20 protein-coding genes are annotated in these 22,069 nt (G+C 29.1%); 14 read left to right on the top strand and 6 right to left on the bottom strand.

The annotated features are described in order from the left end of the window. Positions 1–61: 61 nt before the first annotated feature. The 3 genes from WG950_RS01840 to WG950_RS01850 are packed head-to-tail and all read right to left on the bottom strand — an operon-like array spanning position 62 to position 2,179. Entirely contained in the window at positions 62–409 is a 348-nt protein-coding gene (locus WG950_RS01840; protein WP_340933791.1) for a carboxymuconolactone decarboxylase family protein, read from the bottom strand. After that, positions 384–1,211 carry a twin-arginine translocase subunit TatC gene (tatC, locus tag WG950_RS01845; RefSeq protein WP_077809357.1) on the bottom strand — a complete coding sequence of 276 codons (828 nt, stop codon included), beginning with the start codon at positions 1,209–1,211 and terminating at the stop codon, positions 384–386. The genes WG950_RS01840 and tatC overlap by 26 nt, the downstream gene beginning before the upstream one ends. Beyond that, positions 1,211–2,179: a KpsF/GutQ family sugar-phosphate isomerase gene (locus tag WG950_RS01850; RefSeq protein ID WP_340933794.1), complete on the bottom strand. Its 969-nt coding sequence runs from the start codon at positions 2,177–2,179 to the stop codon at positions 1,211–1,213. The genes tatC and WG950_RS01850 overlap by 1 nt, the downstream gene beginning before the upstream one ends. A 138-nt stretch (positions 2,180–2,317) precedes the next feature. On the opposite strand from WG950_RS01850, the gene WG950_RS01855 reads away from it, so the two are divergent. After that, positions 2,318–4,501: a RecQ family ATP-dependent DNA helicase gene (locus WG950_RS01855; protein ID WP_340933796.1), complete on the top strand. Its 2,184-nt coding sequence runs from the start codon at positions 2,318–2,320 to the stop codon at positions 4,499–4,501. Between the two features lie 64 nt (positions 4,502–4,565). Here the strand turns inward: WG950_RS01855 and WG950_RS01860 are convergent, their stop codons facing one another. Both WG950_RS01860 and WG950_RS01865 read right to left on the bottom strand, forming a co-directional pair. After that, entirely contained in the window at positions 4,566–5,243 is a 678-nt protein-coding gene (locus WG950_RS01860) for a ZIP family metal transporter (protein ID WP_340933798.1), read from the bottom strand. Next, positions 5,240–5,965: a class I SAM-dependent methyltransferase gene (locus WG950_RS01865; protein WP_340933801.1), complete on the bottom strand. Its 726-nt coding sequence runs from the start codon at positions 5,963–5,965 to the stop codon at positions 5,240–5,242. The genes WG950_RS01860 and WG950_RS01865 overlap by 4 nt, the downstream gene beginning before the upstream one ends. Before the next feature lie 187 nt (positions 5,966–6,152). On the opposite strand from WG950_RS01865, the gene WG950_RS01870 reads away from it, so the two are divergent. The 3 genes from WG950_RS01870 (at position 6,153) to mqo (ending at position 11,493) form a co-directional block, all read left to right on the top strand. Continuing rightward, complete coding sequence (locus tag WG950_RS01870; RefSeq protein WP_079738891.1) at positions 6,153–7,334, top strand: THUMP domain-containing class I SAM-dependent RNA methyltransferase; 1,182 nt, start codon at positions 6,153–6,155, stop codon at positions 7,332–7,334. Between the two features lie 206 nt (positions 7,335–7,540). Then, positions 7,541–9,982: a replication restart helicase PriA gene (gene priA / locus WG950_RS01875; protein WP_340933805.1), complete on the top strand. Its 2,442-nt coding sequence runs from the start codon at positions 7,541–7,543 to the stop codon at positions 9,980–9,982. Positions 9,983–10,017: 35 nt separating this feature from the next. Further along, positions 10,018–11,493 carry a malate dehydrogenase (quinone) gene (gene mqo / locus WG950_RS01880; protein ID WP_340933808.1) on the top strand — a complete coding sequence of 492 codons (1,476 nt, stop codon included), beginning with the start codon at positions 10,018–10,020 and terminating at the stop codon, positions 11,491–11,493. Here mqo and WG950_RS01885 read toward each other — a convergent pair. After that, positions 11,488–12,633, bottom strand: coding sequence for an NAD-dependent epimerase/dehydratase family protein (locus tag WG950_RS01885; protein WP_340933811.1), 1,146 nt, complete (start codon positions 12,631–12,633; stop codon positions 11,488–11,490). The two genes, mqo and WG950_RS01885, sit on opposite strands and share 6 nt — an antisense overlap. Positions 12,634–12,756: 123 nt before the next feature. Here WG950_RS01885 and WG950_RS01890 point away from each other — a divergent pair, with 123 nt between their 5' ends. The 10 genes from WG950_RS01890 (at position 12,757) to WG950_RS01935 (ending at position 22,069) form a co-directional block, all read left to right on the top strand. Further along, positions 12,757–13,317 carry an RNA polymerase sigma factor gene (locus tag WG950_RS01890; RefSeq protein ID WP_079738887.1) on the top strand — a complete coding sequence of 187 codons (561 nt, stop codon included), beginning with the start codon at positions 12,757–12,759 and terminating at the stop codon, positions 13,315–13,317. Beyond that, positions 13,304–14,104, top strand: a complete 801-nt coding sequence (locus tag WG950_RS01895) for a hypothetical protein (protein ID WP_340933816.1) — start codon at positions 13,304–13,306, stop codon at positions 14,102–14,104. The genes WG950_RS01890 and WG950_RS01895 overlap by 14 nt, the downstream gene beginning before the upstream one ends. Positions 14,105–14,138: 34 nt before the next feature. Further along, positions 14,139–15,260 (top strand): hypothetical protein, encoded by a 1,122-nt coding sequence (locus WG950_RS01900; RefSeq protein WP_340933820.1) that lies wholly within the window; start codon positions 14,139–14,141, stop codon positions 15,258–15,260. 216 nt (positions 15,261–15,476) lie between these two features. After that, positions 15,477–16,562, top strand: coding sequence for an alanine dehydrogenase (ald, locus tag WG950_RS01905; protein WP_340933822.1), 1,086 nt, complete (start codon positions 15,477–15,479; stop codon positions 16,560–16,562). A 108-nt stretch (positions 16,563–16,670) separates the two neighbouring features. Next, positions 16,671–17,012, top strand: a complete 342-nt coding sequence (gene rpsF, locus WG950_RS01910; protein ID WP_077809346.1) for a 30S ribosomal protein S6 — start codon at positions 16,671–16,673, stop codon at positions 17,010–17,012. A gap of 3 nt (positions 17,013–17,015) precedes the next feature. Beyond that, a complete protein-coding gene (gene rpsR, locus WG950_RS01915) occupies positions 17,016–17,312 on the top strand; it encodes a 30S ribosomal protein S18 (protein WP_077809345.1) in 297 nt (98 codons plus the stop codon). Positions 17,313–17,327: 15 nt separating this feature from the next. Next, positions 17,328–17,774, top strand: coding sequence for a 50S ribosomal protein L9 (gene rplI / locus WG950_RS01920; protein ID WP_079738883.1), 447 nt, complete (start codon positions 17,328–17,330; stop codon positions 17,772–17,774). A gap of 97 nt (positions 17,775–17,871) precedes the next feature. Next, the gene (locus WG950_RS01925; RefSeq protein ID WP_340933827.1) at positions 17,872–20,997 is read left to right on the top strand and encodes a TonB-dependent receptor; all 3,126 of its coding nucleotides are present in this window, start codon (positions 17,872–17,874) and stop codon (positions 20,995–20,997) included. Between the two features lie 64 nt (positions 20,998–21,061). After that, positions 21,062–21,529 carry a DUF6495 family protein gene (locus WG950_RS01930; protein WP_340933829.1) on the top strand — a complete coding sequence of 156 codons (468 nt, stop codon included), beginning with the start codon at positions 21,062–21,064 and terminating at the stop codon, positions 21,527–21,529. 126 nt (positions 21,530–21,655) lie between these two features. Further along, positions 21,656–22,069 (top strand): response regulator, encoded by a 414-nt coding sequence (locus WG950_RS01935; protein ID WP_077809342.1) that lies wholly within the window; start codon positions 21,656–21,658, stop codon positions 22,067–22,069.

The raw sequence follows: 22,069 nt of genomic DNA on the forward strand, positions 1-22,069 counted from the left end.
TTTTGGGTTTGTTAAAAGTAGTAAAAAACTACTTTGCTATTCTTAAAGGTATCTTAAACAGTTACTCTTTTTCATCTAACATTTCCCAATATTCTACTGCTTTTCTTAAGTGAGGTATAACAATTGTACCACCAACTAAATTGGCAATAGACATTGTTTCCATCATTTCTTCTGTTGTTACTCCGCTTTCTTTAGCCGATTCTAAATGATATTGAATACAATCATCACATCTTAAAACTGCAGAAGCAACTAAACCTAATAGTTCTTTTGTTTTTACTGGTAAATGCCCTTCTTTAAAAGCATTTGTATCTAAATTAAAAATTCTTTTAATTACTTTATTATCAGAATCTAAAATTTTCTTGTTCATTTTAGAACGGTAGTCGTTAAATTCTTGGACTTTTTTGTGCATCTTTTAATTGTTTTTTGATCACCATTTTTGAAACTTTGATACTTATTTCATATAAAATAAGTATCGGAATTGCTACAATAACTTGACTAGCAATATCTGGAGGCGTAATAATAGCTGCTAATATTAGTACAACTACTAACGCATGTTTTCTGTATTTTTTTAAAAATTCTGGAGTTACCAATCCTATTTTAGTTAAAAAATAAATTAGAACAGGTAATTCGAATAAAATTGAAATTCCCAATAACATATTAGTTACCAAACCAATATGAGAATCCATTGTAAAATTATTCTGAATTAAATCTGTAATTTGATAATTGTACAAGAAATGAATTGAAATAGGCGCAATTACATAAAAGCTAAATGCGATTCCGCAGAAAAATAAAAAAGAAGCTATAAAAATAAAACCTCTCGAGTTTTTAATTTCTCTTTCTGTTAATCCTGGTGCAATAAAACGCCATAATTCCCATAATAAATAAGGAAATGCAAGTATTATTCCTAAAATTAATGAAGACCAAATAGCATTCATTAATTGTTGTGTTGGTTTTAAACTGATTAAATTATCATTAAATTTTACGTTACAAAAAGTGCTATCTAATCCTAAGAAATTAAAAAAGTCACAAAAAACCTGATAGGTTATAAAATCTGGTTTTCTATGCGCTAGTAAAAAGTATTCGTAGACTTCTTTCTGAAAAATGAATAATAAAATTCCGATAATAAATATTGCTGATGCACTTCTTACCAAATGCCACCTTAATTCTTCTAAATGTCCTAGAAAAGACATTTCTTTTTGTTCTTCTGCCATTAGAAAATTCCTTCTTTAATTAAATCATGTAAATGTACAACACCAACATATTCATTTTTATCGTTTATTACTAAAATTTGAGTAATACTATTGTTTTCTAACTTATCTAAAGCCTCGATAGCCATTGCGTTTTCTAAGACAGTTTTTGGGTTTTTACCCATAATGTCTTTTGCCGTAAAATGGTTTATGTCTGTTGTTTTGCTAAGCATTCTTCTAATATCGCCATCAGTAATAATACCTACCAACGTTTCGTTTTCTAAAACAGCTGTAACACCTAATCTTTTTTCTGATATTTCTACAATAACTTTTGCAATAGAATCTGTGCTATTCACTTTAGGAACCTGATTATTTGCAATTAAGTCAGAAACTCTTAGGTATAAACGTTTACCCAAAGCACCTCCTGGATGATATTTAGCAAAATCTTTGCTAGAAAAACCTCTTAAATCTTGCAAGCACATAGCTAATGCATCTCCCATAACTAATTGTGCTGTTGTGCTAGTTGTTGGCGCCAAATTATTTGTACAAGCTTCTTTTTCTACAAAAGTATTTAAAGGGAAATCGGCATTTTTACCTAAAAAGGAATCAACGTTACCTGTTATAGCAATAATTTTATTACCATAATTTTTAATTAACGGAACCAATACTTTAATTTCTGGAGTATTACCACTTTTAGACAAACAAATAACTACATCATTTTCTTGTACGTTTCCTAAATCTCCATGAATTGCATCTGCTGCATGCATAAATATTGCAGGTGTACCTGTAGAGTTAAAAGTTGCTACAATTTTGTTTGCAATATTTGCGCTTTTGCCAATTCCTGTAATTATGACCCTTCCGTTTGCATTTAATATAAAATTAACGGCATTTTCGAAGTTATCATCTAATAAATTTGCTAAATTCGCAATTGCACTACTTTCCAATAAGATAGTTTCTTTTGCGGTTTGTAGTATTGGATTAATTTTTTTCAATAGTTTTGTATTTTATTAAAACAAAAAAAAGTTATATCTTTAGATATAAGAAACAGGCAAATTTACTACAAAAAATAGTTTCATCAAACTATATAAAGGTTTGTATTTTGTTTTTAACGTTAAACGAATATTTTATAAATGGATTTACATAGCCCTCTAAAAAAGTTCTTTGGATTCAATAAATTTAAAGGCTTACAAGAGCAAGTTGTTAATAGTATTGTAAATGGTAATAATACTTTTGTTATTATGCCAACAGGAGGTGGTAAATCTCTATGTTATCAGCTACCTGCATTAATGCAAGAAGGTACAGCAATTGTAGTTTCTCCGTTAATTGCTTTAATGAAAAATCAAGTAGATGCCATTAGAGGTATTTCAGAAAATAATGGTGTTGCCCATGTATTAAATTCTTCTCTTAACAAAACAGAAATTGCAAAAGTTAAAGAAGATATTTCTAACGGAGTTACAAAACTTTTATACGTAGCACCAGAATCTTTAATTAAAGAAGAATATGTTTTATTCTTAAGAACTCAAAAAATTTCTTTTGTAGCAATAGACGAAGCGCATTGTATTTCTGAATGGGGACATGATTTTAGACCTGAATACAGAAATTTAAAACACATAATTAAAGCTATAGATAATGTACCTGTTATTTGTTTAACTGCTACAGCTACAGAAAAAGTACAAGAAGACATTTTAAAAACTTTGGGTATAACAGATGCCAATAGATTTAAAGCTTCTTTTAATAGACCAAACTTGTTTTACGAGGTTAGGCCAAAAACCAAAGAAGTAGAAAAAGATATCATTCGTTTTGTAAAACAAAGAATTGGTAAATCTGGTATTATATATTGTTTAAGTAGAAAAAAGGTAGAAGAAGTAGCTCAAATATTGCAAGTTAATGGTTTAAATGCTGTTCCTTATCATGCTGGTTTAGATGCAAAAACAAGAGCAAAACATCAAGATATGTTTTTGATGGAAGATTGTGATATTGTGGTTGCTACCATAGCTTTTGGAATGGGAATTGATAAGCCAGATGTTCGATTTGTTATACACCACGATATTCCTAAAAGTTTAGAAAGCTATTACCAAGAAACTGGTAGAGCAGGTAGAGATGATGGCGAAGGTTATTGTTTGGCCTTTTATTCTTATAAAGACATAGAAAAGTTAGAAAAATTTATGTCTAGTAAACCAGTAGCAGAACAAGAAATTGGTCATGCTTTGTTACAAGAAGTTGTAGGTTATGCCGAAACTTCTATGAATAGACGTAAATATTTATTGCATTATTTTGGTGAAGATTTTGATGAAATAAACGGTGAAGGAGCCGATATGGATGATAATTCTAGAAATCAGAAGAAAAAACACGAAGCAAAAGAAGATGTAATTAAACTGTTATCTGTTGTTAAAAATACAATGCAAAAATATAAATCTAAAGAAGTTGTAAATACTTTAATAGGTAAAGAAAATGCATTATTAACTTCTCATAAAACACATTTACAACCATTTTTTGGAATTGGTAAAGAGAAAAAAGCAGCTTATTGGATGGCTTTGGTTAGACAAGTTTTAGTTGTAAACTTTATAAAAAAAGAAATAGAACAATACGGAGTCGTAAAATTAACTAAAGAAGGAGAAAGTTTTTTAGAAAAACCAGTTTCTTTTATGATGACAGAAGATCATTCATATTCTGAAGAAAATGACAATACAATAATTACAAATGCTAAGTCTGCTGGTGCAGCAACAGATGCTACATTGGTTAAACTCCTAAAAGATTTACGTAAAAAAGTAGCTAATAAACAAGGTGTTCCTCCGTTTGCTGTTTTTCAAGATCCGTCATTAGATGACATGGCTCTAAAATATCCTATTAATTTAGAAGAACTTTCTACAGTTCATGGAGTAGGAGAAGGTAAAGCAAGAAAATTTGGTAAAGACTTTGTAGCATTAATTTCTAATTATGTTACAGAAAATGAAATTTTAAGACCAGACGATTTAATTGTAAAAAGTACTGGTACAAATTCTGGAATAAAGTTATATATCATTCAGAATACAGATAGAAAACTTCCTTTAGAAGACATTTCGAAATCGAAAGGTTTAGAAATGACTGAACTAATTAAAGAAATGGAAGCAATTATTTTTTCAGGTACAAAACTAGATATTAATTATGCTTTGGATGATGTTTTAGATGAAGACCAACAAGAAGAAATCTATGATTATTTCATGGAAGCAGAAACCGATAAAATACAAGAAGCTTTAGATGAATTTGATGGTGACTATGATGAGGATGAATTACGTTTAATGCGTATTAAATTTATAAATGAAGTAGGTAATTAACCAACTTTATTGCAATATTTTAAAGTCTATTTTTAAGAATTAATTTCTTTAAAATAGGCTTTTTTTATAGCGTAAAAATAGTAAGTAAGATTCCTAAAAGAATTGCTGTAAACTTTTGTATATTAAATTTATGATTTTCTGAACTTTCAAATAGAATAATAGTTGAAATGTGTAAGAAAATTCCGATTATTAAAGCAATAATTTCAGCATAATAATCTGTGAAAAAACCAATTTTATTTCCTATTAAAACTCCCAACGGACTCATTAATCCGAAGAAAAAAAGAAATCCAAAAATTGTTTTTTTACTGTACTTTGTATTTACTAAAAAGGTGGTAAGTACAATGGCAATTGGTATTTTATGCACTACAATTGCCCATAACAAATTATCATCAGAATGATTTATAGGCAAACCTTCGGAAAATGCATGTAAACATAAACTTAAAAATAATAAGGTGGGAAACTTTTTGCCGTCTGTATGAATGTGAATATGACCATGTTCTGCTCCTTTAGAAAAAGATTCTAAAATCGATTGTAAAATTATTCCAAAAAGAATAATAATTCCTATTTTTTTAGGATCTGTAGTCGTTTCGTAAACTTCTGGCAACAAATGTAATATAGTTACAGAGAGCAAGTAAGAACCACTAAAAGCTAACAATAATCGAACTATTTTGGTACTTGGTTTTATTACAAAAACTAATAAAGAACCAATTAAAACAGAAGATATTAATAAGATGTTTATCATTTAGCTACAATAATTAATCTATTAGAATTATCAGCATCAAAATTATTTAAACTATAATCACCAAAAGTTTCAATAATTGTAAAACCAACAGCGTCTAAATAAGAAGTCATTTTTTCTAAATCTAAAAATTTCACTCTTTCTGTATAAGCGTGATTTTTACCATCAGCAACAAAAGAAATATGTTTTAAGATAAATCCGTTAACGATTTCTCTTTTAATATCAAAAGTAATACCTTCTACTGTTTTAGTTTCTTGTGTAACTAAATTGGTTTTCACTTTATTTGCATTTAAAAAATCAAAAACAAAAAGGCCATTTTTAGTTAACGCACTTTTAATGTTTTTAAGAATTAAAATGTCTTGTTTATCATCATCAAAATAGCCAAAACTTGTAAAAAGATTAAAAATAGCGTTATATGTATCGTCTAAATTAACACGCATATCGTGTACTTTAAAACTTAACGTATCATTTTCGAACTTTTTTGCGTACTTAATACTGTTTTCAGATAAATCTGCTCCGGTTACTTTATAACCTAGAGAATTTAAATATACAGAATGCCTTCCTTTACCACACGGCATATCTAAAACAGTACTTTTCTTATCGATGTTTAAATAAGTAGTAATATTTTTAATAAATAGTTGTGCTTCAGAGTTATTTCTATCCTTGTAAAGAATGTGGTAATACTTTGTATTAAACCAATCTGTAAACCAATCTTTTGTTTTCATAAGTGCTTTGAGTCTGTAAAAGTAACTAAAACTTACATTCTGTAAAATGAAATTTTAACAAAGTATTTTAAATTAATATTAAAAGCTTAATAGTCTATTGTATAATTTAATTATTAATTTAAAACTTCCGTATTCTAATAACATCATTCTAACAATTAAATGTATTTTTGCATACAATTTTACAAGTATGAATAGAGATTTTAAAATGACAGCAACAACACTTTTTGGTTTAGAAGGTGTGTTGGCAGACGAACTTAAAAAATTAGGAGCACAAGATGTTAAAGAAGCAGTAAGAAGTGTTTCTTTTAGAGGAGATACAGGTTTTATGTACAAAGCTAATATCGCTCTAAGAACGGCTGTTAGAATTTTAAAGCCAATAAAAACTTGTAAAATTTATGATGAAGAAGATTTATATGAAGCTATTCAAAAAATAAAATGGGAAAACTATTTAGATGCCGATGGTACTTTTGCAATTGGTGCTGTAGTAAATTCTAAAAATTTTACATCAAACTCTCATTATATCTCTTTAAAATCTAAAGATGCAATTGCAGATTATTTTCGTCATAAATATCATAAAAGACCAAATGTAGATTTAAAATACCCAGATGTTAAAGTACACGTTCACATTCAGAAAGATTGGTTAACTGTTTCTTTAGATTCATCCGGAGATTCTTTACATAAAAGAGGTTATAGAACCGCTACTAACATTGCACCAATTAATGAAGTTTTAGCAGCCGGAATGGTATTATTATCTGGTTATACTGGTGATGAGAACTTTATTGATCCAATGTGTGGTTCTGGTACAATTTTAATAGAAGCAGCAATGATTGCCAATAATATTCCTGCAAATATTAACAGAAAACTCTTTGCTTTTGAGCATTGGAAAGATTATGATGAAGATTTGTACTTTACCATTCAAGATGCATTGTTAAAGAAAATAAGAAGTTCTCACTTTAAAATTATGGGCTTCGATAAAGCGCCATCTGCGGTTCAAAAAGCAAAAGCAAATATAGAAAGTGCAAATTTAGATGAGTTTATAGGTGTACATCATGTGAACTTTTTTAATTCAACAAAAGAAGTTTTTGGTAACACAACAATTCTATTCAATCCGCCATATGGCGAAAGATTAAACATCGATACAGAAGAGTTTTACAAAAAAATTGGTGACACTTTAAAACACAATTATCCTGGTTCTACGGCTTGGTTAATCACATCAGATACAGATGCTCTAAAATGTGTAGGTTTAAGAACCTCTAAGAGAATTGCTCTTAAAAACGGAGATTTAGATTGTAAATTTGTAAAATACGAATTGTACGAAGGAACCCGTAAATTTAAAGAACGTAAACAAGAAGACACTTCTGAAGATTAATTTTTAGAAGCTATTTCCTGCTTTTCGCACTCGCTTTTTTTCGAAACTCAAAAAGAGCTCAAACAAACGCTACAATCAGGGCTAAACATATTAAACAGTAAAATTTAGAATTAAAAAAAGGAATTGCTTTCTTATTTTAGTTCTATTTTTTATTAGTTTTGATGCTATAGTAATAATTAAATTATAATTAGCGAATTCTAGATTCTATGCATTTTATAGACGTTATTTTACCAATTCCTATTCAGAAGACATTTATTTATTTGGTTACAGAAGATGAAGCCAATTTCTTACAAAAAGGTATGCGAGTAGCGGTATCTTTTGGTAAAACCAAAATGTATACAGGTTTGGTATTTAATATTCATAACAATGCACCAACATTATATGAGGCTAAAGAAATTCATCAAATATTAGATGAAACACCAATTGTAAATGAGCTACAATTGCAACATTGGCAGTGGATTGCTAATTATTACATGTGCTCTTTGGGCGATGTGTATAGAGCATCGTTACCATCGGCTTTTTTATTAGAAAGTGAAACAATACTTTTTAAAAACGAGGCTTTTATAGACGATACTATTTTAGCAGATGATGAGTTTTTAATTTTCGAAGCGCTACATCATCAATCTCAATTAACAATACATCAAGTAGTTGCTATTCTTGGTAAAAAGAAGGTAATGCCAATTGTAAATTCTTTAATAAAGAAATCTGCAATTTATGTTAAAGAAGAAATTTACGAGCAATACAAACCCAAATTAGTAAAATATGTACGATTAAATTCTACTTATAATTCAGATACTGCTCTAAACAAATTATTAGAAGATTTATCTAGAGCAAAAAAACAACGAGAAGCCGTTTTAACCTTCTTTCAATTAGCGACATCAAAAAAACCTATAAAATCTAAAGATTTAGAAACGTCTGCAAATGTTTCTTCATCAATATTAAAATCTTTAGTAGATAAAAATATTTTTGAGTTTTATCACATTCAAACTGATAGAGTTCAGTTTAAAGGAGTTACAAACGACTTAAAAGTATTAAATGAGTTCCAATCGAAAGCACTTTTAGAAATAAAAGAAACTTTTAAAGATAAAGATGTTACACTTTTACACGGCGTTACAAGTTCTGGTAAAACAGAAGTTTATACAAAGCTAATTCAAGAAGTTTTAGATCAAGGCAAACAGGTTTTATTTTTATTACCAGAAATTGCATTGACAACACAAATTATAACACGTTTGCAATTTTATTTTGGCGAACAAATTTCTGTATTTCATTCTAAATATTCTATAAACGAAAGAGTAGAAGTATGGAATAATGTTTTAAATAACAAGCCTAAAGCAAGAATCGTTTTAGGTGCTAGATCATCTGTTTTTTTACCTTTTTCTAATTTAGGATTGATTGTAGTAGATGAAGAACACGAAACTTCTTATAAACAATTCGAGCCTTCACCAAGATACAATGCAAGAGATGCAGCTATTGTTTTAGCTAAAATACATAAGGCAAAAATACTCTTAGGTTCTGCAACACCATCTTTAGAATCTTATTTTAATGCTACTCAAAATAAATATGGTTTTGTTTCTTTAAATAGACGCCATGGTAATGTACAATTGCCAAAAATAGAGCTTATAGACGTTAAGACAAAGCATAAGAAAAAAGAAATGACTGGGCATTTTTCTGATAGAATGCTTTTATTAATAAAAGAAGCTTTAGAAGAGAAAGAACAAGTTATTTTATTTCAAAATAGAAGAGGCTATTCGCCAGTTGTAGAATGTAAAACTTGTGGTGTTTCACCAGAATGTCCAAATTGCGATGTTACTTTAACATATCATAAATTCAAGCACGAATTAAGATGTCATTATTGTAATTACCAAAGAGCAATGCCAAATAGTTGTGGTGCTTGCGGTAGTAACACTTTAGACACAAAAGGTTTTGGTACAGAACAAATTGAAATAGAATTGAAAGAACTATTTCCAGACTATAAAATTGGTAGAATGGATTTAGACACAACACGTGGTAAATACGGTTATCAAAAAATAATAGGCGCTTTTGAAGCAAAAGAAATAGATATATTGGTTGGTACACAAATGCTTTCTAAAGGTTTAGATTTTGAAAACGTTTCTTTAGTAGGAATTTTAAATGCAGATACCATGTTAAATTTTCCAGACTTTAGAGCACATGAGCGCGCTTACGATATGATGGTACAAGTTTCTGGTAGAGCAGGTAGAAGTAAAAAACAAGGAAATGTAGCTATTCAAACTTACAATCCTTATCACCAAATATTACAACAAGTTTCTACTACAAGTTATACAGAAATGTATAAAGAACAATTGCAAGAACGTTGGCAATATAAATATCCGCCGTATTACAGACTTATAAAAATTACGCTAAAACATAAAGATTATAATAAAGTAGATTCTGGTGTTAACTGGCTTTTTAAAGCATTGTACACTTCATTTGGCGAAAATGTTTTAGGTCCAACGGCGCCCGCAGTTTCAAGAATAAGAAATCAATACATTAAAAATATTGTAATAAAGATTCCGCCGAAACAAAGTTTGGTAAATACTAAAAATCAGATTACAAAAATTAGAAATACCTTTGAAGCAGTAAAAGATTTTAGACCTATTCGGTTTATTATAGATGTTGATGCTTATTAGTAATTTAAAATATGTAAATTCTAAAAAAAAACTTTATGATATTAAAAAAAGAATACGATTTAATATGTATTGGTGGCGGAATTATGAGTGCTACTTTGGCATTAATTACTAAACTTTTAGATCCAAAGAAAGAAATTTTAATTTTAGAAAGGTTAGACAAAGTTGCTCAAGAAAGTTCTGCTGCATGGAATAATGCAGGTACTGGTCATTCTGCTTTGTGTGAATTAAATTATTGTCCAGAAAATAAAGACGGATCAATCTCTATAAAAAAGGCCATCGATATTTGTTCGCAATACGAAACTTCAAAACAATTTTGGTCTTTTTTAACTAAAGAAGGTTTCTTAGAAAATCCAGAAGAATTTATTGCTTCCGTAAAACATCATAGTTGGGTTTTAGGTAATGATAATGCAGATTATTTAGAAAAAAGATTCAAAGCTTTTAAAGAACATTTTATGTTCGATTCTATTGAATTTACAAGAGAAAAAGAAAAGATGAAGGAATGGTTTCCTTTAATTACAGAAAATAGAGATGAAAGTGAAGTAATGGCAGCCTCTAGAATTGATAGAGGAACAGAAATGAATTACGGAGTTTTAACGGAGAAACTATTTTCAATTTTAGAAAAAGATTTTGATACACCAGTGCATTGTAGTATGGAAGTATTAGATATTGATCCTGACACAGATTTAGATTGGACTGTAGAAATAAAGAATTTAAAAACAAAAAAAACACATCAATTAGAAGCAGAACATGTTTTTATTGGAGCAGGAGGCGGCAGTTTATTATTACTACAAAAAGTAGAAATTGACGAGAAAGAAGGTTATGGAGGTTTTCCTGTAAGTGGAGAATGGTTGGTTTGTAAAAACGAAGAAATTATTAAGCAACACAATGCTAAAGTATATTCTAAAGCAGGAATTGGAGATCCACCAATGTCTACACCACATTTAGATACACGTTTTATTGATGGAAAACGTCAATTAATGTTTGGTCCTTTTGCTGGTTTTAGTCCGAAGTTTTTAAAAGAAGGTTCTCATTTAGATTTGTTTAACTCTATTCAGTTTGATAATATTCCTTCTATATTTGGTGCTTTTTGGCACAATTTACCATTAACTCAATATTTAATAGAGCAAGTTTTAATGAGTAAAGAAGACAGAATGGATTCTTTACGAAAGTTTGTAAAAGATGCTAAAGATGAAGATTGGGAAGTTGTAAAAGCAGGACAAAGAGTTCAAATTATCAAAAAGGATGAATTTGAAGGCGGAAAATTACAATTTGGCACAGAAGTAATTTCTAGTAAAGATGGAAGTATTACGTGTTTGTTAGGTGCTTCACCAGGAGCATCAACAGCAACTTCTATCATGTTAGAAGTTATTGAAAAAGCATTTCCAGAATTGATAAATTCATCAGAAGTAAAAGAAAAATTAAAACAAATGGTGCCTTTTTATAAAACAGAAATCACCAAAGAATTGTTTGATAAAGAATTAGAAAAGAGTAAGATTTCTTTGAAATTATAATTTTGATATATTTTTCCAATCAGCAATAATCTCTTTTTCTTTAACTAAAACAGAATCTTCTTTTTGCTCAAATTTTGCACGTCTTTCATCCGTTAAATTATCAGAATACCACCAATTGTGCGTTTCTTTTATAGATGTTTTTGTGTCTCTAAATGTCAAACCATTTTTTATAGCTAAAGTATTACTAACTCTTGCAGAACCATAATTGTATTCATCAACAGGAATCCATGGTACTAAAGATAATACGTTATGTTTTTTAAGAAAATCATAATCATCAATTTGTACTATAGTAGATTCCGCATTAAAAGTATGCTGAGTTTTGGTAACAAAATCTAGCATGGTTTCTTTATCAGAAGGACCAACAACATTGTAAGTTCCTGCAGATTTTTGTTCGGCTAAACGAATTGTAAATTCTGCAACATCTCTCACATCAATATATTGTACAGGGTCATCTGTTTTACCAGGAACTAAAATTTCGCCACCTTTTGCCAATCGAACAGGCCAATGCATAAATCTATCTGTTTTATCACCAGGACCAAACATGTAAGTTGGTCTTACAATTATAGAACGCTCTTTACCAAAAGCTTTTATGGTTTCTTGTTCAGAATTAGCTTTCATAACTCCATACCAATATTCCATTTTTAGCATTTCGTCTTCAATAACTTCGGGTTCTTTTAAAAGAACTTTTTGGTCTTCTTTAATATCTGCAGTTTTATAAGGGAAATAAACTCCTGTAGATGATGTATACACATAAACACCACAATTATCTTTTAATAATTGAGCTGTTTTTTGAGTCCATTTAGCTTTTTTACCAGAATTATCAATAACAATATCCCATTTTTTGTTTTCTAAAGCAGATAAATTATTCTCTCTATCACCAATTAAATGTTCAACTTTATCAAAAACTTCTTTATTTACGTTTGGTTTTGTTTTTCCTCTTGTAAAGATAGAAACTTTGTGACCTCTTTCTAAAGCATATTTAATTTGATGTGGACCTAAAAAACTTGTTCCGCCTAGAATTAATATTGATAATTTATTTTTATCAATAGAACTACAAGAGAGCAAACTACTACTTAACAAAGGAATACTTGCACTTAATAAAACACTATTTTTAATAAATTTTCTTCTAGAATTACTCATATTTTACTACTGATTTTGATAACTTTAGCTAATATAATTAAATAATTATATTTTTTTAGGCAACCATTTTAAAACATTTGTAGTCTATATATTTGTAAGGCAGTTAAAACAGAAAAAAGAGGCTTGAAAATTATAACATTGCATAACAAACAAAAATCGTTAATTAAAAAAGCGATTGATAACAACAGAGAAGCGCAAAAACAATTGTTCGAGCAACATTCTCCTAAAATGTTGGGTGTTTGTAGGCAATACGTAAAAGATATGCATCATGCAGAAGACTTAATGTTGCAAGGTTTTTTAAAAGTTTTTACCAACTTATATAAATTTAAACACGAAGGTAGTTTTGAAGGTTGGATTCGAAGAATAATGGTGAATACGTGCATTTCTTATCTCAGAAAAAAGAACCTTGTAGATGTATCTGATGAAGATTTTGTGTTTAACGATGCGGCAACAGAAAGTTTAGAAAATACTTCGGTAGAAGATATTCAGAAATTAATTGACAAATTACCAGAAGGTTATAAAATGGTATTTAATTTATTTGCTATCGAAGGATATAAACACTCTGAAATTGCAAAAAAATTAGATATTTCAGAAAACACATCAAAATCGCAATTATTTAAAGCACGTAAATTATTGCAAGAAAATTATAAAAAAATGAATAAAGTAATTCATGAAAACAAATAAGTTAGACAATAGCGTAAAAGAAAAGTTTGCAAATAGAACTTTAGAACCATCGGTTTCGGCTTGGGAACGTTTATCTACAAAATTAGATGAAGAACCAAAGCAAAAAAAGAAAGGTTGGTTTTTTTATATAGGTTATGCTGCAAGTATTATCGTAATAATTTCGATAGGATTTTTTATTTTTTCTGATGAAGACATCATCATTAAAAACGATACAATTATAGTAGAAGAAGTTATAGATACTGTAAATATTATTAAAAATATAGAAGAACATTTTAATGAAGTTTCAGTAGAAAAAGCAATTGTAAAAAACGAACAGTCAATAGAAGAAAAAACCAAAAAAATTGATAATATCAAACGTGATATTACAAGTAAAAGCACTAAAGTTGCTCAATTTAATAATAAAAACAAGAAAATAGAGAAATCATTAGTAGATAAAACAACAAGAACAACAACTAATGTAGTTGCAAAAAATGAAGTAAACCCTAGTTCTGATTTGAACAAAGAAAAATTTAGTATTACCGTAAATGCAGATGACTTGTTAAAATCTATATCTACAAAAAGTAAAAAAGTAGAAGCGTATTACGCAAATAATAATATTAGTGAAGAAGAACTTTTAAAAGCGATTAAATCTGAGCTCATAAAATCTGATTTAAAAGTGAACCCAGAAACTATATTGGCAGAAGTAGAACGAAGTATTAATGATGATGTTTTTGAAAATAATTTTTTAAAATCTTTAAAGAAAAAAATATCTAACATTGCTACTGCAATTGCTAGTCGAAACAATTAAATAAAAAAAAACAAACCTGATAAAACAATTTATAATGAAAAAAATTACAATCATATTCCTCTTAATGTTGTCGATAACAACATTTGGTCAAGAAAAAAGAACTTTTGAAAAAGAAGTAAGAAAAATATCAAAAAAGATAGAAGAAATTACAAAAAATCAGAAAGATTCTTTAAAATCAAAAGTTATTGCAATTGATAAAAGATTAGAAAAAGGAGAAATTACAAAAGAAACAGCAGATAATTTAAAGAAAGACGTTGCTAAGTATCATGCTAAACAAATAGAAGAACAAGTTAGTAAACAAGAACAATTATTACAGGTACTTGTTCAAGAAAAAACAAATGGAAAAATTATTAGTGCAGACGATAGCGATTTAAATGAAGAAGATGTAAATACTTTTAAAGTAGGTAACAAAACTTTTCGTTTTTCAATAAACACCAAAGATATTAATGACGAGAATGATTTAGATAGAGAAAGAAAAGAGAGAAGATGGCGAAGAGACGGAAAAAATAATAGAAGAACAACAAGCCAATTTGTATTTGCTTTAGGTGTAAACAATGTTTTAGAAGATCATAAATTTAGTTCTTTAAGCGATTCTGAATATAAATTTTGGCAATCTCATTTTTATGAAATTGGTTTTACATGGAAAACAAGATTAACAAAAGAAGCTTCGCAAGTATACTTTAAATATGGTCTTTCTTTTCTTTGGAATAACTTAAGGTTAGATAACAATCAATCTCATATTAAAAACGGAGATAGAACAGATATTGTAGTATTTCCCAATAATTTAATCGAAAGTAGGCTAAGACATGTTCAAATGAATATTCCTATGCATTTCGAATGGGATTTTTCTAAAAACAAAAAATATAAAGATGGTTTTGTTTATGATAGAACAAACAGAGGTTTAAGAGTAGGTTTAGGTGGTTTTGTTGGTGTTAAACTGGGTACAAGACAATACTTAGAATATGAAGATGATAGAAATGTTAAAGTGCAAGAAATTCAGTTTAACAATTATAACATGAATACAGTAAACTACGGATTAAGTGCTTATGTTGGTTATAAATCTACAAGTTTGTATTTAAAATACGATTTAAATCCTTTATTTAAAGATACCGAAACAAGAAATATTTCTATGGGACTTCGTTTAGATTTAAACTAAGAAATCATAAAAATTATAATTGATAATAAAAAAGTCAGCTCATTTGAGCTGACTTTTTTATTGATTTAGGGAATTATTAAAGATTAATTATTAAAATTTAATTATTAAGAATCTTAATTAGTAATCTCATAAAAATTATACAATATCAAATTTTGTTTCAAATATCAAAAAAAATCAAACTAAATTTACTCGCTTAAAATATCTAAATTAAGCAAAATGATAGTTGGAATTCCTAAAGAAATTAAGAACAACGAAAGTAGAGTAGGTATGACACCTGCAGGTGTTTTTGAACTTACAAAAAGAAATCATTCAGTTTTTGTGCAATCTACAGCAGGAGAAGGAAGTGGTTTTTTTGATAAAGATTATCAAGAAGTTGGCGCTACAGTTCTAGAAACCATAGAAGAAGTTTACAGTAAAAGTGAAATGATTGTAAAGGTTAAAGAACCAATAGCATCAGAATATCCTTTAATTAAAGAAAACCAAATAGTATTTACTTATTTTCATTTTGCATCTAGCGAACCGTTAACACTTGCTATGATCAAAAGCAAAGCGATTTGTATAGCTTATGAAACTGTAGAAGATAATGACGGTACATTACCACTTTTAACACCAATGTCTGAAGTTGCCGGAAGAATGGCAATACAACAAGGTGCTAAATATTTAGAAAAACCAATTAAAGGGCGTGGTATTTTATTAGGAGGAGTTCCGGGTGTAAAACCTGGTAAGGTTTTAATTTTAGGTGCAGGAGTTGTTGGTGTGCAAGCTGCAAAAATGGCTGCAGGTTTAGGTGCTCATGTAACCATTATGGATATCAACATGAAAAGACTACGTTACGTAAATGATGTATTACCTAATCATGTTACTACCGCTTTTTCTAGTGAATATAGTATTAGGCAATTAATTAAAACGCATGATTTAATTGTTGGAGGTGTCTTAGTTAAAGGAGGTAAAGCGCCCAAATTAATTACCAAAGATATGCTAAAAGAAATGAGACCAGGTACCGTTATTGTAGACGTTGCTGTAGATCAAGGTGGTTGTTTTGAAACTACAAAAGCTACAACACATGAAGATCCTACATATATTATTGATGATGTTGTACATTATTGTGTTGCAAATATGCCAGGTGCTGTGCCTTATACATCTACAATGGCATTAACAAACGTAACTTTACCATTTGTTCTAAACCTAGCCAATAAAGGTTGGGAAAAAGCATGCGAAGAGGATCAAAACTTATCTAAAGGATTAAGTATTGTAAAAGGAGACGTTGTTTATAAAGAAATAAACGAAGCTTTTAATCTTTAAAATTATCTTAAAAAAAGCTGGTAAATAAACATTTCAATATTATTAGTGCTAATAATTAAAAAGTTACTATATTTGCACCCTTAAAAATAAACAATAAATATTTAATTTATGAATCATTACGAAACTGTTTTCATTTTGAATCCCGTTTTATCTGATACTCAGATAAAGGAAACAGTACAAAAGTTTAATGACTATTTGGTTTCTAGAGGTGCCGAAATGATTTCTAAAGAAGATTGGGGCTTAAAAAAATTAGCGTATCCAATCCAAAAAAAGAAAAGTGGTTTTTATCACTTATTCGAATACAAAGTAGCTGGAGAAGAAATTGCTGCATTTGAGTTAGAATTTAGAAGAGATGATAGCGTTATGCGTTACCTTTCTGTTAAATTAGACAAACATGCTGCAGCTTGGGCTAAAGTTAGAACTGAACGTGTTAAATCTAGTAAAAAATAAGAAATGGCATCAATAGAACAACAAGCAAAAGGTGGTAAATCTGCTGACGTTAGATATTTAACGCCATTAGATATAGATACAAAAAAAGAAGCAAAATACTGTAGATTTAAGAAGAAAGGTATCAAGTATATCGATTATAAAGATGCAGATTTCTTAATGTATTTAGTAAACGAACAAGGTAAAATTTTACCAAGACGTTTAACAGGAACTTCATTAAAGTATCAACGTAAAGTTGCACAAGCAATAAAAAGAGCGCGTCATTTAGCGTTAATGCCTTACGTTGGAGATTTGTTAAAATAATAAAGAAGTAGAGACATGGAATTGATATTAAGACAAGACGTAGAAAATTTAGGATTTAAAGATGATGTTGTATCTGTGAAAAACGGTTACGGTAGAAACTTTTTAATCCCTACAGGACAAGCAGTTTTAGCTACTTCATCTGCAAAGAAAGTTTTAGCAGAGAATTTAAAACAAAGAGCTTTTAAAGAAGCTAAATTAGTTGAAGATGCAAATGCAATTGCAGAAACAATTAAAGGGTATGAAATTAAGATTGCATCTAAAGTTGGATCTGGAGACAAATTATTTGGTTCTGTAAACAACATAGATTTAGCTGCAGCATTAGCTAAAGCTGGTACAGATATTGATAAGAAATTTATCAAAGTTACTGGTGGTAATGTTAAAAGATTAGGAAAATACGAAGCTGCTGTAAGATTACACAGAGCAGTTGTTGCTGATATTACTTTTGAAGTAGTAGCAGAGTAACTAAAATGTTAACATATTGTTAAAAAAAAGCATCTACTTTATAAGTAGATGCTTTTTATTTGTTTTATTTTTGAGATGTAAACTCAAATTATACAAAATGAAGCAAAAATTTATTTTAGTGCTTTCTTTATTTTTATTTGCAGTAATTAGCGTAAACGCTCAAGTTACTTCATCAAAGATTAAAGGAATTGTAACAGATGTAACAGGAGAACCATTATTTGGTGCATCCATTTCGGTATTACATGTACCAACAGGAACTTTAACTGGTACAACCGCTCAAGACAATGGTAGGTATACTGTATTAAATTTAAGAGTAGGTGGTCCTTACAAAATAACATTTAGTTATTTAGGATTTAAATCTCAAGAAGTTAATGACGTATTTTTACTACTTGGAAAAACTACTAACATCGATGGTAAGTTAGCAGAAGAAGGGCAATCATTAGATGAAATAGTAATTTCTTCATCAAAAAACAAAACTTTTAATAGCGATAGAACGGGTGCACAAACAAGTGTTTCTGCTATGCAATTAAAAACATTACCTACAATTTCTAGATCTACTGCAGATTTTACGCGTTTAGAGCCTTCGGCTAGTGGAAATTCTTTTGGTGGTAGAAATGATCAGTTTAATAACTTCTCTTTAGACGGAGCAATTTTTAACAATCCATTCGGATTAGATGCGCCAACTCCAGGAGGACAAACAGGTGCACAACCAATTTCTTTAGATGCAATTGATCAGGTTTCTGTATCAACAGCGCCTTACGATGTAACATTATCTGGTTTTACAGGAGCTTCTGTAAATGCAGTAACTAAAAGTGGTACAAACGAATTTACAGGAACTGTTTATGGTTTTTATAGAAATGAAGATTTAACGGGTAGTAAAGTTAATGGTCAAGATATTTTTGTGCCAGAATTAACTCAAAATCAATACGGAGTTAGTATTGGTGGACCAATAGTAAAAAATAAATTATTCTTTTTTGCAAATTTTGAAAAAGATGAACGTGTAGATTTAGGACAAAATTGGTTACCAAATAGAGGTTCTGGTTTAATAAATGAATCTAGAGTTTTAGAGCAAGATTTAATCAATGTTAAAAATGCTCTTGCAGGTATTGGTTATGATACTGGTAGTTACGAAGGTTTTACACACGACACAGAATCTACAAAAGGTATTTTTAAATTAGATTGGAATGTGAATGAAAACAATAGAGTTGCTTTTATTTATAATTTCTTAAATGCATCTAAAGATAAACCTGCGCATCCAACTGCAATTAATAGACGTGGACCAGATTTTAACACTTTACAGTTTCAAAACTCAGGTTATAGAATTAATAATAAATTAAATTCTTTTCAATTTGAATTGAATTCTAATTTAACAGAAAATACTACAAATAAGTTACAATTAGGATATTCTCATTTTGAAGATTCAAGAGATCCTTTTTCTGCCCCAGCACCAGTAATCAATATTTACAAAAATGGTTCGCCATATATTATAGCTGGTCATGAACCTTTTTCTATTAACAATAGATTAGATCAAAAAGTATTTCAATTAACAAATAATATGAACTTTTTTCAAGGAGATCATACTTATACAGTTGGTTTTTCTTTCGAAAAATTTATGTTTAAAAACTCGTTTAACTTAAAAGGTTATGGTTTTGATGTTTTTGGAAATGTTGATATTAATAATTTTGATGCAAATAATTACGCGAATGCATTAGCAAATGCTCAGACTACTTTTAATACTAAAAATAATTTAGGTGAAGGAGTAGATGGTGGATGGAATTTAGCTGAAATGAATTTTGGCCAATTAGCTTTTTATGTTCAAGATGAATGGGAAGTTAATAACAATTTTAAACTTACATACGGTATAAGATTTGATAAACCTTTATTCTTTGATACATCAGAATTAGCTCAAAAATTTATAGATACAGAAAATTCAGAATGGTTTGTACCAGGAATAGAATATACAGATCCAGAGACAGGAAATCCTTACGTATTTGATTCTACAGAAATGCCGTCTAACCAATGGTTAATTTCGCCAAGAGTTGGTTTTAACTGGGATGCTAAAGGAGATTCTAGTTTACAAATTAGAGGTGGAACAGGATTATTTACAGGTCGTTTACCGTTTGTATGGATTGGAAACCAAGTAAGTGGTTCTGACGTATTCTTTTATCAAGTTGTAGATCCAGATTTTAAATTTCCACAAGTTTGGAGAACAAATATTGGTATTGATAAACGTTTAGAAAACGGAGTAGTTTTAACTACAGATGTTTCTTACACGAAAGACATTAACGGTGTTCATGTACAAAATTGGGGATTAAAAACACCTTCTGGCACTTTAAGTGGTGTAGATAATAGACCTGTTTATTTAGCAGGAGATCATGCAACTTCTTTCTTAGGAAATGCTAACGCATATACTTTAACTAACTCAAACAAAGGTAGAATTTGGAATGCTTCTTTTAAAGCTCAAAAAACTTTTGATAATGGTTTGTATACAACTATTGCTTATAATTATTTAAATGCTAAAGATGTAAACTCTATCGAAGCAGAAATTACAGGTGATGCATTTGCATTTAATCCAGCATTAAATAATGTAAACGACGAGCAGTTAAGTTATTCTAAATATGGTGATACACATCGTATAGTTGGTGTTGCTAGTAAAAAGTGGACTTACGGAAATGACAAATGGTCTACTACTTTATCTGCATTTTTTGAATATGCACAAGGTGGAAGATTTAACTACACATATGGTGGAGACATTAACGGAGACGGTGCAGCCGGAAACGATTTAATTTACATTCCAACAACTAGTGAAGTTACACAAATGCAATTCTCTGGAGCAGGACAAGCAACTGCTTTCGAAAACTATATTCAGCAAGATGATTACTTAAACGGTAGAAGAGGAGAATATGCAGAAAGATACGGAGCCTTGGCACCTTGGAGAGGAAAATGGGATATCAAATTATTACAAGATTTAAACATAAACGTTGGTAATGGTAAAACAAATACTGTTCAGTTTAGTGTAGATATTTTAAACTTTGGTAATCTATTAAACTCTAAATGGGGTTTAATTCAGCAACCAAACAGTGTACAACCAATTGGTGTTAGTTTTGATAATGCTGGTGACCCAGTTTATACTTTTGATGAAAATCAACAAACAACTTTTGGTTACTCATCTTCATTATTATCAAGATGGCAAGCTCAAATTGGTTTACGTTATATTTTCTAAATCAATTAAGAATTAAGATATTTGAACCGCCCAATTATGGGCGGTTTTTTTTATATATAATATTATGAAATATAGACAACTTACTAAAGAACAGTTTGAAAGTTTACATGAAGAATTTGCTAGATTTTTAGCTTCGCAAAGTATAGATGTTAAAGAATGGAATCAAATTAAGGAAGAAAAACCAAAAATTGCAGAAGAAGAAATGAATGTTTTTTCTGATATTGTATGGGATGATGTTTTAACAAAAACGAAGTTTGTAGAACATTATTCTAAAACAGCTGTAAACCTTTTTAAATGTGATGAAAAAAAAATTAAAAGAATTGCCATAAAAATAAATTGGGACATTAATTTACTAGAGCAAGAAGGTTTTGAGTGGTTAATGAAAAATCCTTTAGACAATTCTGTAGATATTTTTACTGGAGATAAAGAATACAATACAGAGAGAAATAGCGAAATATTTGATTTAATTGAAAAAGGAGGATCTATATCTAGAGGAGAAATTTTCAACTATTTTGAGCAAATTATCGCTTAATAAAATTTTATTACCATTCATCTATACTTTTTTGTATCTTGTCTACAGATAAATCTGTTTAGCCTACTATAAAAGTTAACAACTCTTTATTAGATTATTTTTGTCTAAAATCAAGGTAAATTAATCATGGGTAAACAAATTAATATACTGTTAATAGAGGATAATTTAATCGAAATAATGAAAATGAAAAGAACTATTTCATTATTAGAATTAACACACAATATTACAGTAGCAAAAAACGGAGAAGAGGCATTAGAAATTTTAGAAGATAAAAGTAAATTTCCTGATTTAATTTTATTAGATTTAAACATGCCAAAATTAAGTGGAATAGAATTTCTTACAATTCTAAAAGGTAATGATGAAATTAAACATATTCCTACAGTAATTTTAACGACTTCAGACAATCAAAAAGATTTAGAAGAATGTTATAGTATAGGGGTTTCTGGATATATGCTAAAACCTTTAAAATATGACGATTACGTTAAAAAAATAGAAACTGTATTAAATTATTGGAGCATTAATGAATTAAAAAAATATTAG

It is taken from the genome of Polaribacter marinaquae (genome assembly GCF_038019025.1).
In the GTDB taxonomy this organism is placed as follows: domain Bacteria; phylum Bacteroidota; class Bacteroidia; order Flavobacteriales; family Flavobacteriaceae; genus Polaribacter; species Polaribacter marinaquae.